General features: G+C 47.0%; 9 protein-coding genes. 1 reads left to right on the top strand and 8 read right to left on the bottom strand.

Annotation, left to right across the window (positions count from 1 at the left end):
• Positions 1–10: 10 nt before the first annotated feature.
• The 6 genes from B9N89_RS05535 to B9N89_RS05510 form a co-directional block, all read right to left on the bottom strand.
• The gene (locus B9N89_RS05535; protein WP_132316015.1) at positions 11–3,037 is read right to left on the bottom strand and encodes an efflux RND transporter permease subunit; all 3,027 of its coding nucleotides are present in this window, start codon (positions 3,035–3,037) and stop codon (positions 11–13) included.
• Between the two features lie 3 nt (positions 3,038–3,040).
• A complete protein-coding gene (locus B9N89_RS05530) occupies positions 3,041–3,721 on the bottom strand; it encodes an efflux RND transporter periplasmic adaptor subunit (protein ID WP_132316017.1) in 681 nt (226 codons plus the stop codon).
• Positions 3,721–5,034, bottom strand: a complete 1,314-nt coding sequence (locus tag B9N89_RS05525) for a TolC family protein (protein WP_132316019.1) — start codon at positions 5,032–5,034, stop codon at positions 3,721–3,723. The genes B9N89_RS05530 and B9N89_RS05525 overlap by 1 nt, the downstream gene beginning before the upstream one ends.
• 389 nt (positions 5,035–5,423) lie before the next feature.
• The gene (locus B9N89_RS05520; RefSeq protein ID WP_132316021.1) at positions 5,424–7,340 is read right to left on the bottom strand and encodes a glycoside hydrolase family 9 protein; all 1,917 of its coding nucleotides are present in this window, start codon (positions 7,338–7,340) and stop codon (positions 5,424–5,426) included.
• Between the two features lie 306 nt (positions 7,341–7,646).
• Positions 7,647–11,306 carry a lamin tail domain-containing protein gene (locus B9N89_RS05515; RefSeq protein ID WP_132316023.1) on the bottom strand — a complete coding sequence of 1,220 codons (3,660 nt, stop codon included), beginning with the start codon at positions 11,304–11,306 and terminating at the stop codon, positions 7,647–7,649.
• Between the two features lie 137 nt (positions 11,307–11,443).
• A complete protein-coding gene (locus B9N89_RS05510) occupies positions 11,444–12,280 on the bottom strand; it encodes a GNAT family N-acetyltransferase (protein WP_132316025.1) in 837 nt (278 codons plus the stop codon).
• A gap of 308 nt (positions 12,281–12,588) precedes the next feature.
• Between B9N89_RS05510 and B9N89_RS05505 the strand changes: the two genes are divergently transcribed.
• The gene (locus tag B9N89_RS05505) at positions 12,589–13,275 is read left to right on the top strand and encodes a hypothetical protein (protein ID WP_132316027.1); all 687 of its coding nucleotides are present in this window, start codon (positions 12,589–12,591) and stop codon (positions 13,273–13,275) included.
• Between the two features lie 11 nt (positions 13,276–13,286).
• Here the strand turns inward: B9N89_RS05505 and B9N89_RS05500 are convergent, their stop codons facing one another.
• Both B9N89_RS05500 and B9N89_RS05495 read right to left on the bottom strand, forming a co-directional pair.
• Positions 13,287–13,697: a hypothetical protein gene (locus B9N89_RS05500; protein WP_132316029.1), complete on the bottom strand. Its 411-nt coding sequence runs from the start codon at positions 13,695–13,697 to the stop codon at positions 13,287–13,289.
• 132 nt (positions 13,698–13,829) lie between these two features.
• Positions 13,830–14,912, bottom strand: a complete 1,083-nt coding sequence (locus tag B9N89_RS05495; protein WP_132316031.1) for a C1 family peptidase — start codon at positions 14,910–14,912, stop codon at positions 13,830–13,832.
• Between the last annotated feature and the right edge of the window lie 119 nt (positions 14,913–15,031).

Here is a 15,031-nt window from a genome sequence, read left to right as displayed (position 1 = left end):
CTTGGTCTTGCTACGATCGACTTGTCAGTTTCTTAACACCTTGACCCAGCTTCTCAAAGTAGTAGAAAAGCGCAGGCGTCATGATAAATGTGAATAGAATCGAGCCGAGCATACCACCGATCAACACAGCCCCCATCGACGACTTGGTTCCTTCTATCGCGCTCAACTGAGGCAGGGCACCAGCAATAATCGCGATTGATGTCATCATAATTGCTTTAAATTTATCTTCCACAGCCAGCCATAGGGCTTCTTTGATGGGTACCCCCTCCTCGATTTTAGACATTGTGAATTCGAGAAGTAGAATCGCATTGTTCACCACCAGGCCAACCAACATGATCATGGCCAACATCGAAGCGATATTGATCGATTCTTCTAGGAAGAAAAGCAGTACAAAAACTCCAGAGAACGATGTGAGTATCGAGGTTGCGATGGTAAATGGGTGGAGCATGCTATTCATAATCCCAGCCAAAACCATGTAGGTTAGAATCGTTGCGAGAAGGAAAGACTTGGCAATCTCTCTTTGAGACTCAGCCTGGGTTTCAGCGTTACCAGCATAGTAGAATCCGTAACCTGCTGGCCATTGGACTGCTGCTAGCTTATCGGCAACAAGATTTTGTACTTCCCCAGCCGTTCCCTTCGATAGATAGCCCTCGATCGCAATGATTCTGTTGCGGTCACGGCGCTTGAGGCTTGTCACTGTAGGCAAGCGCTTGATCGTACCCAGTTTCGAAATGGGTATCATACCCTTCTTGGAGGTAATGAAAATAGACTCCAGGGCTTTCTGGTTGTCCTTAAATCGACGACTCAGTTCAATAAGTACATCATATTCTTCCCCACCGTCTTTGAACTTATTAGAGTCGTCTCCATAGATGGATGCCCTGATGGTTTGAGCTAGCTGAATGTTGGAAACGCCATAGAATCGGAGCTTCTCCTGATCTGGAATAAAGCGAAATTCTCTTTTGGGTTGGCGGTAGCTTGATTTAAGAGTTCGAAAGTAGCCGGTGCCTTGAAGGATCTCTTCAACCTTCTTCGAAAGGTCAACCATCTTGTCGTACTGGTAGCCGGTAACATTGATAACAATATCAGCCTGAAGAGCGCTACTACCGCGTTTGAGTTCAAACTCCGCGTCAGGTATGCGAGCGAGTAGCGGTATCCATTCGTTGATGAGATCCATATCTGACTTCTGTCTTTCGGCAGAAGGCTTGAGGTTCACGATCACATCGGCGTTTTCAGTCCCGTTTTCACCAAGCTTAGAAACCACGGATTCGATTTCTATCTTGCCGTTTAACACCTGCTCAACTTCTGCAACAACAGACTCGGTTTTTTCAAAGGTCGAGCCGCTGGGGGTTTGAAGCTTGATCTGAATTCGGTCCAAGTCAGAGCCTGGGATAAATTCGTTCCCGATGTAGGGAACCAACTTTAACGAACCAAAAAGAAGGCCGATGGAAATTAGGATGAATGCCCAGGGGGCTTTCATGATGCCTTCAAAGAGAAATTTATATTCACGGAGGAGAAACTCGATTAGCTTATCACTCACCTGTAGGATGAAGCTTTTCTTACCAGACTTCTTATCGGAAAGAAGAACCCCAGCGAGCATCGGCGTCAATGTGAAAGATGCAAAGATAGAGAAAATAGTTAGGAATACTACAGTGAGTCCGAACTGAATCATGAATTGACCGACGATACCACCCATGAAAGCGATGGGTGTAAATACGACTAAGTTCGTACCACTAGCTGCGACGATTGCCGCAGCAACTTGCTTGGTGCCATCGATAGCTGCTTGTTTGGAGTCTTTACCGTCATCGATGTTTTTGAGGATACTTTCAAGGATAACGATGGCGTTCGCAATCAAAGTCCCTAGGGCAGTTGCAATCGCCAAGAGGGTCATCGAGTTAATTGAGAACTGTGAGGCGTCAACAAGAAAAATGGAAGATACAATGGAAGCGGGTATCACCAACGAAGCGATCAATGTAAGCGAAAAGTTGCCTGTGAAAAATAGAAGTACTAAAACGGTGAGGCCGATACCAACCAAAATATTGACGATGGTTTCGTCCGTTTGCCGGATAATAGCCGATGTGGTTTCAGATGCTACTGTAAGACCCATGCCTTCTTCTAGAACTTCCTCAAGATTTGGCCAGAGCTGCTCAATTTGATTGGTAATCTCTACCGCGTTACCGTCGGTTGTCTTCCGAAGTGACATCAGAACAACCTTATCGCCGTTGAAGCGGGAGTCCTCGACTACTTTTTTATAGCTATCCTCGACCCGTGCTACGTCTGAGAGCTTGAACTGCTCACCTTCTCGGGTGGTTAGGACCATGGATCGGATTTCATCAACAGTTTCAAATTCGCCAAAGAAACGAACGTTATAGTAACTGTCTTTCTCGTCTACGGAACCACCAGGGAAGTTAACGTTGTAACGTTTCATTGAATTAATGACATCAGTGATTGTAATAAACCGTTCAATCATCAACTCAGCATCAAGACGCACTGAAATCTCTCTTTGACGGCCGCCCCTAATATCGAGGCCCGCTAGACCTTTCACTGAGGTAAGCATACCGCGCAATCGGTTGTCAGCGAAGTCATATAGCTCCAGCCCTGAATGCTTACTACTGGTAAGAGCGATCTCCATTACCGGCTGCGAGAAAGGGTTGACCTTCTCGATAATGGGTTTTTCGATGGCGGAAGGTAGATCATTTAAAATAGCTTCGACCTTATCCTTCACTTCGATTGACTTGGTATCTAGATTCACACCCAAGTTGAACTCAACGATCACCACTCCGAAGCTTTCATAAGCTTGGCTCTCGATCTTTTTGATTTCGGATACTTCGACGACTGAATCCTCGATCTTCTTGAGAACTTGCTCTTCCACGTCTTCAGGAGAGGCTCCAGGATAGATGACTCGGACACTCACAATGGGAAAATCGATACTAGGATCTTTTTCAATATTAAGATTAAAGTAAGACACAATTCCAATTAGAACAAAGAACATCACGCTCATGAGCGTGGAAACGGGTCGCCGTACGAAAAATTCTATCATGCCTTATTCTCCTGTAGCTTGGGCGATACGTACACGAACATCATCAGACAGGAGTTCGGTTTTACTCTTGATAAGAATATCTCCAGCGATCACCCCCGACTTCACCACTGCTTGATAGCCATCTGAATAACCAAGTTCAACATCAGACCGCTTGGCCTGACCATTCTCGATGCGCCATACATATGGCTTCTTGTCTACAGACCAAACAATCTCAATGGGTATCACGATCTCTTTTTTCTCGAATGGGATTTCAAGATCAGCTTCAAACCAGGCCCAATCGGATTGGATCTCATCATTTGATTTTATTCTGATGGGATATAAACCTGTAGCTAGGTCGAGAGTATTACTCACCCGAGAAACTTGACCTCGATAGATTCGGTCACCATTATAGACTTTTACCTTGCGGCCTATTTCGGTGACTTTAAGGGTTTCGCGATCCACTAGAGCCTCGAAGCCACGTTTGCCACTTGGGGTGACCGTCAGTTTCTTCTGAAAGGTGACATTTTGCTTTTCTACATTAAAGGTCTCGACAGGGACTCCATGATCTTGGTACTGCCCTGTGAAACTAGGAATAGCCTTGCTTCTTTTGGCAACAATTACATCTTTCTGGTAGTTGATAGCTGCCAAAGCACCGATCGTAACCACCACATAGCTCACACCATGGACAAGGGTTCGGACATTCATTAGATAGCCACTCCTGTAAGTTTTTCAATGGTTACATAGGCCTTGTTAAGTTTAAGCAAAGCATCGAGGCGTGTTTCTTTGAGCTGAGTCAGACTCCGTTCAACATCATTAAGCTCTAAAGGCGTGGTTTGACCAACTCGAAATCGCTTTAGTGAAATCTTATAAGATCGATCTGCTAGGGTGAGAGCCTGGTCGATTTCGGCAAGAATTTCTTTTAAAGTGTTAACCGATGCTAAGGCTCTATTCAGACCGAGTTTCAGCTGTCTTGAGCTTAGTTTCAACTCTTGCTCAGCCTTTTTGGATTCGATCATCTGCTGCTGTTTTTGGGATGAATTGGTACCACCGTCGTAGAGCTTGAAGTTCAACTGTAGGCCGATGGCTGAAACTGTCTGCAAGTTATCTGCATTGATATCTTCTGATTGTGCATTGACAGTGAGGTTGCCGAATGCTGCGAGAGTCGGGTTAAAACTAGCCTCGGTAGCAGCTGCAGACGCTCGAAAAAGATCAGCTTTTTGTTGTAGTGCCTTCAATTTTGGTTGGTTCGCAATCATCTTACTTTCTAGTTCAGATGAGGTGGGAACTTTTCTGGAGACTTGTAGCTTCTCACTTAGCTTGAGCGGCTCATCTTTTTTGGCTCCAATAAGAAACCGGAGGTAGTCATAGGCTAAGTCTCGTTGTAGTTTCTTTTGCGTCACTGCAGGTCGGCGAATCTGGATATCGGAACGAATTCGAATCAGATCTGATTGCGAAGACCGTCCGCCGCGAACCCCTTGGCTCAGCAAAGCCTCGCTCTCTTTAGCATTTTTTAGTGAGTCTCGGGCGATTTGCAGGGCTCTATCTGCCGCTAGAGCATCAAAGTAGGCGTTCTTGATCGCCTCGCGAAGATCGTCTTGCGCAGACTCTTCTACAGTCTTGCCGAGATTAATGCTTTGACGAGCAGCTTCAATCCCTTTTGATATCGCACCAAAAGTATAAATCACTTGCTGTACGGTAAGGGAGGCTTCACCCGCATAATCCTGGGCAATGGGAATCTCATCGGGAACTGAAAATGGTAACTCGGCGGGTAGGGTGCCTTCGGGAATCGTTATGACTGGCTTTTCCAGATAGTGCATGAATTGGGCGCTACCGCTGATCTTGGGGTACAGGGTGCTTTGGATCTCGCTGAGGTTTTCCTTATAGAGATCAATTTCTAGCTTCCTTATGGTAAGGTCTTCACTAGTGGCAAGACCCTTCTGCACGGCCTCGTCGAGGGTCAAAGAGAAACCGTGGGAGCCGTAGCTCAACACGACCAACAATCCGAAAAAATACTTCATCAATAACTCCTAGGCTCCGGATCAAACGTTTGTTTGAATTAATCAACCGTTCGAAAATATAAATCATATGTTCGACAAAATCCAAGAAATATTTAGTTGCAGACACAAGTAATTGATAATACGAATGATATATCTTCAAAATCGAAAGGGGAAGGCCTTGAATACTTACCTTGAGGTAGTTATTATAGACTATATGGAACGGAATTCCTTGGGGTTAGAGGGCCTCAGCTTTTGAGCCTAAATCAAAAATATTTGATCTTTTTCGACTCCGCATCAAAAATGAACCCTTTGATAAGGGGTTTCGGAAAAAAGCAGGAGCCTGAACTGGCCCCTGCTTTCATGAAGGGTTTCAAAATACTTGATACTATTCCATGAGTGACGGGCCTAGACTAGGGCATTTTGCCCCATACGAGCTGCTCACCATCGAACAGGACAATCTTTTCCGCGTTCTTATACTGGCTGCCATAGGCATCCCAGGATGGATCTTGATCATTGCTCCATTCTGGAGTGTTCGTGTTACTGGGTAAGGATAGGCGGAACTGTACCTCTTTTTTAGACTCAGATTGGCCTCCAGGGAAAATGTTGACGCCTTCAAAAGATATCTCGATATAATAGATGCCTTTGCCTACTAGAGTTAGTGGCGAAACGGATGTGGCCTGGCTATAGGCGGTTGAAACCTTAATGTCAGAAGGCTTGTAGCCCAAGGCCAGCTCCTCAGTAAGGTCTACGTAGTAGCGTAGAGCTAGATTTTTGGCGTTTCGTGCAGGCCAGGCACTACGATTGTGAACACGAGCGGCGATTTCAATGTATCGAGGTCCCTGTGAGTTAACCTTAGCTTCGACAAAGAACTCTAAATCTTTTTCTTCTTTTGGTGGGAATTGTTTCTCGGGAATTGGATCGCCGCCGAAATCAAGATAAAGCCGTGCTAAGGCAGAGGTAAAGCCGGCATTGTAATCGGTTGCGACCTCATTAAGGATATAGTCACCACGATCATCTTCGTAACCATCGTTGCGGTTGGGACCACCCACCAGAGCGCCGACCAATAGATGTCGAGACTGCTCGGGTTGCTGAAGGTTATTAGTCCAAGCGCCATGGGCGGTACGATGATGGGGGTTCTTAGGGTAGTTGTCACCGAGGCCGATCTGAAAGGAGATATTTGCTGGGTTCTTACCCAGTATGTATTCCATCTGGCTCACAGCAAAATCATAATAGCGAGTAGCTTTTTCCTGATCGGCTTTGGCATTTTTAAGATAGTCAGAATAAATAAGAGCTAAAAACGCAGTATTCGCTGCATATCGTGTCGGTCCCCATGTATCCAGGTAAGCTAGGCCACCTGGAGTGTATGCAATACGATTGCCTTCAAAACCCACTGTCCAATAATCAAGCCACCGTTCAGCGTCCTCTTGATACTTAGCACCGTTGCTTAGCTTTGCCATCAGAACATAAGATCCATAGGACTTGTCATCCCAGGCTTGAGTCCATTTATAAGACTTGAGTTCACTTTGATTTTCGGTATTCAGATTTTCATAATCCTCTTGGGCTCGTTTGAGATAAAACTTATCTCCTGTCGCTCGATAAAGCCACAACGCAGACCAAACTAGCTCATCCTCGTAGCCGCTCCAAGAGTTGTAATATCCTTGGGCATCGGTAATACAGTCGCTATACTTGCCTCGATAATCGTAAGCGAAGCTATATAGCTCCTTACTATGTTGCAAAAGTGTAGCAGCGTAGTCTGGATCATCTTTGCGGAAGATCATAGACAACGAGGCCATGGCAGCAGAGGTTTCTCCTGCTAGCTCAGAACCAGGGCAGGAAGCATCAATCTTATAAGATGGTCGCTCCATCGGCATCACTTCAGCAGGTCCCCACCAGGCGTGGTCTTTGCTACCGTTGCCGACTTGACCCCAAAGAACATTGGGTTCGGGATGGGCTTTGATGAAATAATCACCAACGAAACGAAGATTGTTTTTCAGGTGGGTTTCCTGCTGGCTCCTTTGGTAAGCTTCCGGATATTCAATATATCCCCAGGCAAGCATGGTGGTGGATGCTGCCATGGGCAAGCCGAATTTCACATGGTCTCCAGCATCAAACCATCCTCCTGTGAGATCAATACCTACGTCTTGGCCATCGCTGAGGGCTGAATCTCCACGCCACTCCACGCGGTTCCAATCGGGAAGTACACCAGATTGCTGAGCTTCGTAAAAGTAAATGGATTTTTGTAGCGCTTCGCCATAGTTTGCGCCAATAGCTACCGGTGACATGATAAGAAAACTTAGTCCTACAAGTTTGTTACGATCGAGCGTCATGACTCCTCCTTTAGTGTCGGGCCTGCCTGATACGAAAGATACTCCCCCGTTGGGCGTAGCAGTCCCTTTACCTAGATTTATTAGGTTCATTACATCGAATTTATTTTTGACCAGAGCGAGCATAAGGTTTTTCACGAGGCGATGTCGATACGCGGAGGGGGAATCTTGTACCAAATGGCTACAAAATTAACCCAAAGCAAGAAATCGCTAGCTGGTCTTGAGCATATCTAAATTACGGGTATGAAAGATAGGAAACCGCCCCTCTCTATTGGAAAAGGGGCGGTGGAAGGTGCTTTGGCTTTGTTTTTAGGGGGCCGCGACTAGTTCGCATTTTCCAGGAGTCGATACCTCACTGGTTTGCCACCCATCAGTAGTTCTCACATAACTGTGGCCACTTGGGGCCGTCTTAACGTGTGGTTCAGGAGCCGTCCCTGATTCGTCTACTAGATTGTTGCTGTTAGTCTTCCCATAGATTAGAGCATCAAGGACTGGAGTGTCTTCTTTGATGTCATTGGCTTTGGTATTGAAGAGTGCGATGCCATCGGCTTTATCACCACCGTTTTGGATATCCGGCTTGAAATCTTGGGCAAGAGCAAAGCTTGGGTTGCCATTGGCATCAACACTGCCTGGACCGCCAACAACTATACAGCCACCTGCTGGGATCACTCCTCGCAGCTGATACCGTCCGTATAAATAGTTGGTACCACCGTGACCGAGGCTGTAATTCTGCAAGTCGATATCTCGGCTTCCCATGTTATATAATTCGACCCACTCGCGGTCCAAGTCGTTACCTTCAGGATTATTGAAGACTTCAGTAATCAGAAGGTCGCGGCCAGTCACCGTTACGGTCAACTGAATTTCACTGCCATTCAAACCAAGGGTTAGTTGATACTGACCTTCCTGTGCCGCTTGAAGCTTTAGAGTAGTTTCATTGTTGCCAGGTGCAATCATCAAACTGTCAGGATCGGCGACGAGCCCAGCATTATCGGGGTTAATCCCTAAGCTGACAGCCTCACCACCGCGGCCCAAAGAGCTAGGAAGGTCGGTTTTAAGGGGAATTTCCAGCGTGCTACCTCTCAAGGCGCTCCATAGATTGGTATCAGGGGTCAACAAAACAGGCATTAACTCTTTGACCACCAAAATGTCTGTCGTGATCTCTTGGTTGCCCAAGGTTGCAATAAGTTGAATCGGCTCTGTAACAGCTTTCAGACCCTTAAGAGGAACGAAGACCTCGTCTGCATTGGCAGGGATCGTCAGGAACTCATCAAATTCAATTACATTTGCGTCGGAAGCTCGAAGTTGAACTGTCACGGGGTCGAGACTAGGGCGATCCAACCGAATCTTAAGTATGGATTCAGCTTCAGGGTAGTCAGTTTCGAGATAAATTAGACTCGCATTGAAGCTGTCTAGTGACGATGGTGCTTGGCTTACCACACTCAGATCATCAGAGTCCCGAGGATCTAGCTGCAATCTGCCAAATGACATGCGAGCGATCCCTGCAACTCGCACAATATCTCCTTCGAAAGGAATATCGTAATCACCTAAATCACGGCTTACAGGGATCACACCATTGAGGAAAAAGCCCTCGAACGGTCTTTCGCTATCCTCTGGGTCCTTAATAGTTACTTCACCCTCGTCGGCGATTTTAATCAGCATACCTTCGATTTTATTACTAATAACAGGATCAACGAATTCAGCAGCTGAAACTGAGGTTGGCTCGACGATGACGCCTTCGCCAACAAGTTCAGTCTTAGAAATTTGGCTTAGTTGGAGCTGCTCAAAGAATTGTCCAAACTCACCCTCTAGCTTTAAAACCTGGCCCGCTTCAGGTTTAGCGTCCTTATTCACATAAACAAAGATACCTGCTGACTCTAAGGGCTCACGATTTTCGTCAGGGAGGTCCTGAATGTAATAGCCGATGTCAGAAACTCCTGTAACGACACCCTGAAGAGATACCTTAGCGCCAATACTGATTTCGTTTTGCGGGAGCTGAGCATTGTAGTTTTTCAAAGTTCGAATGCTTCCTACAGGGCAGGCGGTGCCGTCGCTATTAGGAAAGCTAAGGCACAGATCGCAGCTATCACCAAACCCATCTTTGTCTCCATCACCTTGATCTGGGTTTGATTTGAGAGAGCAGTTGTCAACAAGATCGACAACTTTATCTAGGTCTCGGTCAAGTGGGTTTCCTGATGGACAGGCCTGATTGTTGCCTGCTGCCATGGGGCAAACGTCACAAGCATCGCCAAAGCCATCACCGTCGTGATCACCCTGCTTGTCACCTTCGAAGGGGCGAATCGGATTAAAGACGTTCGGGCAATTATCTACATCATCGTTGACGCCGTCTTGGTCCAGATCAAGGTCGGATTTAGCTTCACCATACTCACCTTCGCGAAGGGGGTCACAGCTCGGTTCCTTGTCTGGAACACCACAGAAAAACATGGGATACTTTTCAGCAACGTCTTCCATGAACTTCGAAAGGTTGGTGAGTTCCTTCTCACTTTGGAGAACTGACGCTTCTTGGCTGTAGCAAAGCCGTTTGGCGACTCCACACACGTCTCCCGGAATCGTTTCGCAGCTATCGCCCTGCAAGGCAGCGAGTAAAGCAGCATCGCCATAAAGCATATTACCTGCACGCAGCACTGCAATCGTCTTGCTAGCATCGCTATCGATCACAGAGCGATAGGGGTTGCTATCGGGTAGAGCTTTGAATATAGCGATATCAGCCCATTGACCCTTGTGCAGTCGGCCGATTTCCTTTTCCATCTTGAGAGCTGAAGCCCCATTAGCAGTGGCCATCAGCCACAGCTCGTAGTCGTTGAAAGACTTATTAAAAAAGTTTTCATTGAGGTGATCAGCACATTGGAGTTCCCGCAGCATATGAGCCGAGCCACTGGGAGTCCAATCAGTACCCAAGGCGATATTGACTCCCAGGTTCTTATACATGGTGACGGGCGCGGTATTACCATAAAGGGCGATGTTGGATCTCGGCGACCATACCGCAGACGTTCCGTCCCGAGCCAACGCTTCGGCATCGGGGGCATTCAAAGCGATCGCGTGAACGTATGAGTTGTTAGGTGCAGTGACATCTCGTCCACCTTTGTCAGCAGAGCTTAAGCAAAGGTATTCGTTCCGCGCTGCGTCGTCGATCCCCTCGCCAACGTGCATCAGGTGGGTACCAAGTTCGTAACGATTCAGCGAGTCTGCCTTTGAATAGGAACAGTCGTCAGTTACGAAGGCGTAGTCGCCACCGCTTTCTAGTGGAAATGTTTGGTAGGCGATAGGAGCTGAAGTTAAACCTTCCATATAGCGAAAATCATCAGCATTTCTAACGAAACCAGGAGCGGAACCGGAGCCAGCCATGGTTACTGTTCCAGTCATCAGCTGCCGGATCTCGCCAAGACTTTTATCTACGATACCGCCGCTACCAGGAACGCGCACTTTGTTATGGCCGCGTTTACCACCTCGCCAGTCGTTACGGTGTTCAAAGCGTTCGGTCCCCCAGTCTCCAGGTTCTGCTTGAGCCCAAGAAAGGTGGTCGTGGGCATTGATCAGGGCAGGGGAAATAACCCCGCTAGGGCATGAGATACGGCTGATATCCAAGTCGATTGCTGCCTGGCGACAGTCACACCCAACGCAGGAAACTTTACCGTCTTCGGTGCTTAATACCCCGCCATTCTCGATGGGGTTTTCGTAGCTGAGTACCATTCCCTCAATATAGATGCCCTTCCCTTTTCCCTGGTAGACAAGCTCGCAGGTATCACTCGTCTTGGATTCAAGTTCTTGAGCACAAGTAATCGTTTTAGGAAGCAATGATAGGGAGGGAGGTTCGACAACTGGCGGTTCGACAACGGGTGGTCCGACGACCGGAGGTGGTTGATCTTTGCCAGAATCTTTCTTACAACCAGTACCAATGCCAATCGTGCCGAACATAAGTAGCATCAGCCATATGCGCTTAATATTTTTCACTGAAAACCCCTGTGACGAAATAATTAACGCGCAATTTTTAGCATAGTTGGTTTTAAAATGTTAATTCTTTATATGAGAACAATATAAATTTTATATTAATAAACATGCTAAAAAGACATGTTTTTATAATGAATTCTTTAAAAATGATAATGAACAAACTCTTCACACCATTGATAACCAATATTCTGGTAGATTTTATTGCTAGTAAGATTTTCTAATTGTGTGAAGAGGCAACAGAACTGATAGCCCTCGTTTAGGATTCTTTGGCTTAAGTCTGCCACCAGGTGGCTTGCATAACCACAGCCTCGGTGTTCAGGAGGGGTATAGACAAAACCAACGCTCCGGCCTGTTTTCAAAATACGGCCTGCGATCGCGCTACTCACTGGCACATTGCCAACGCGAGCAAGATAGATTTCTTGGTGGGCGATTCGATCGATAGCCCAACTTTTTGCTTCTTCGTCTGGGAGCGAGATCAATTGGCAGTCTTGGTCAAACGCATGGCGCCACCGTAGAACAAGGTCAAGGTCAGACTCCACAGCCGGGCCTATCACGGCTTGACTTGGCCTTGGTGGCACGACTTTGTCTAGACGATAAGCGCCCATTCGTTCTGTTCGTGTAATCTTAGGTTTCAATTCAGGCCATTCCTCTAAGAACCTTTCGATACAGTCCTTTGGTCCGCTGATTCCCGAAAGTTGAGGGTTTTCTTGGCGAATCGCTTTTGCGAAAGCTGTAATTGCTGGCTGCGTTGCCGCGGCAAGTGCCAGTGGGTGAGGAGGTGTCCAATGGCCATAGGCTAGGGTTCGATCATCGTCATCGATAAGAGAGTAGAGCTTGAAACCCTGGTACGCTTTGGGGTTGTTTCGCAATCGATTTAGGATTCCAAGGGGAATGTTGTTGGAAAGCTCGTTTGCTTCCAAAAAACTTTGGGTTGAGTTTGGTAGGTCTTTTGGGTCTTCGGCGATGCACAGCTTCATGGTCTATCCTTTCAGAGGTGGCGTTAAAATCTTACGCTCCCTTCAGGACTCGAAACAAGTCTCTGTTATTGCATGCGAAACCATCCTAAGAATCACCGTCTTCCCGGCTATTATTGTGCATGTCTACCAACTTGTTGAAAATCTTAACAAAAGGGAGCGGAAATCGCGAGTCCCTGGAGGTCCCTGAAGCTTTCCAAAAAAAATTCTCTTATGCCAATTAAGGAGAACCGCTCTGGTTTTATTTTTTTGGGTTGAGACAACCTAATTGTTACCGAAGCACAGAAAGACATAAAGAGAGGGGACGCTCAATGAATATTTTAAAACCGCTATCCATTAGTCTAGCCATTTCCTTACTGGGAACATCGTGCACCACACTTAAATCTTTCGATCAGGTACTTGTTGACCTGGGTATTACAGAATCGTCACCGTTTGATCCAAACGAGCTGACGCGAGCGATTCTGTCGATGAAAACCCATCTCAACGATAGTATCGAACGCACTAAAAAGCTCCAAGCAAATAATGTGACTCTGCAAAACTCACAGAAAATTCTGGTTTCACTGGACCAGGCTTTGATGAAAGTCAGCAAGGGAACGCCTCAACAGCAAAAACTCCTCGACGAGTTTCATTTCGTTATGGAGCGCCGCCGGACTATGAGAGATCTCAACTCTGAAGACTACGATCGGGTTGAAAAAGCCGTTCGCTGGGCAAAAAAGCAGCGGCAGCTGATGCTTCGCAAAGTGAATCGCGCTCTGCCGAGCTATCGGAACGATCGCCTTTTGCGGGAGAAGTTGGTGAAGCAAAGGGATACCTTGCAGAAGCTCGGTAGTGTTATTGTGCAACTTGATCGGTGGCATGAGACGACGAAAAAGAATTTTAACTACCTTGCGGAATTTACACATCGATACGACATGAATCATCCTCGATCTGCAAATCGTCAGGCACTTGCCTATGATGGTCTCGCCTTCGAGGAGGAGTTTGTTGCCGAAGACTTTTAGTAAACCAGGTTTTATAAGACTGGCTTGGCCTCAATGCGAGACAAGCCAGTCATGTAAGCAGAAACGTAGATCGCTGACATGATGAGCGACGGCATGATGGTTTGTAGGGCTGTGTCGGGATTGATGAAGCTATGGATTGTGAAAGCGATGCTCTGCATGATGCACCACGTGATTACACAAGCTGTTGGAATACGAAGCTTGAGGTTTTTGATACGACTGGTCAAGCTCCAGATTGCCTCTGTTAGCATGTTGCCGATAAGGGTAAAGGTAAATGCTCGCGAGCCTTCAATGATGCCGGATAGCAACTGGTGATCGGTGTCGCGGTTCACGTAAGCAGCCCAGTTACCATAGACGATCAGGCCAAACGTTGCTGGCACCAAGACCCTTACGGATCGTCTTTGCAATAAAGATCGTACTTTCACTGCTAAGTATCTCCTAGCCGGGAATGATGACGTTGGTAGCGAGTTTATGGAATAAGTGTTACAGGAATCGCGGCGAGGTGCAAGCCTCAGTCGCAACTGAGGCAAGGGAGTTAGTTGGCAAAAAGCCAGATCTTAGTAGATCCCGATGGGCAGAACGAAGCTGGTATACTGGTACCCAATCTCATCGCGACTGGTTTCCAAAAGCCATTCCATGTCGAAGCGGGTGTAGCCATCAGTGAGACCACGGCCTGGGCGGTTGGTGCCCCAGCTGTTTTTCGCTTTTAAGTAGACTAGTTCGCCCTCTAGAGCCTTCTGTTTGATCGAGTCGTCCATGTCTCCTTCACCTATGATTCCGAGTTCAGGGTGATCGACCACATAGTCTTCTAACACCACCATATGTCCACCATCACCGTCGCTCGATGGATCGTAGATGCTACCTTGAAAGGTTGCAGTCTCGGTGTTGAGGTAGCGGAAATCCACCCACATGGACATGACCACAGGCTGACCATCATTGAGGGCACGCTTAACATACCGTAGCACAGACTCATCTTGGTAGCGGGATAAAGAATACTGCCGCCAGTTGTTCATGATTTCAGAAACCACCGTTACTTGATCGAGGTCTCGGCCAGTGGCAACTTGAAAGTTATAGATACTCGTAGCAAGGGCTTGCTTTTCATCCATATTTACGCTGAAGGCAGCATTGAGCACGGCTTTGATATTTTGTGGAGTGCGATCTGCAATATTTGCTAGGGCACCACTTGCCAAAGCAGTATCTACATAATTCTGAGCGTAGCCTTGCACAACAGACATTTCTCGACCCTGATCGTAGCGAATGAAATCTCCTTCAGCGAGGATTCCATACCGACGAAGCAGAGATTGAGCTGTGTACCAGTTGCCACCGGTTTGAATCTCTTGGATGTTGCGACCACGATTGGCAGCATTTAAGATCTGCTCATACCAGTGCCAGTAGGTCCAATAGCTTTCGGAAGCGTCAAAAGACTGACCGGTCGCCGTTTGATGAAGGGACTCTAGCCATGAAGCTTGGGCATATAGCCAGCAATTGCCGATGGCTTGCCTCTTCACCTCTGTGTGGTCCACATCTGTGACAAGGGGTAGCGATACTTCAGCACTTGGCTTTTGGCCACAGGCTGACAAGGAAATGGCACCGACTGCTAGAAGCGTGCGTCCTAGCAATCTCGGATCGAAGCGTCTCATAGACTCCTCCTGGTAGGGTTAGTTCCCTAAATTGCCTTGATGACATGGCATACGGGAAAGTTTTACTTATGGAAGAAAGCATACTTTGGCATGTCAAAGTTTTCAAGCTGACTTCACCG

It is taken from the genome of Pseudobacteriovorax antillogorgiicola (assembly GCF_900177345.1).
Lineage (GTDB): Bacteria > Bdellovibrionota_B > Oligoflexia > Oligoflexales > Oligoflexaceae > Pseudobacteriovorax > Pseudobacteriovorax antillogorgiicola.
The sequence above is the reverse complement of the archived record's forward strand: the minus strand, read 5'-3'. Positions and strand labels throughout refer to the sequence as shown.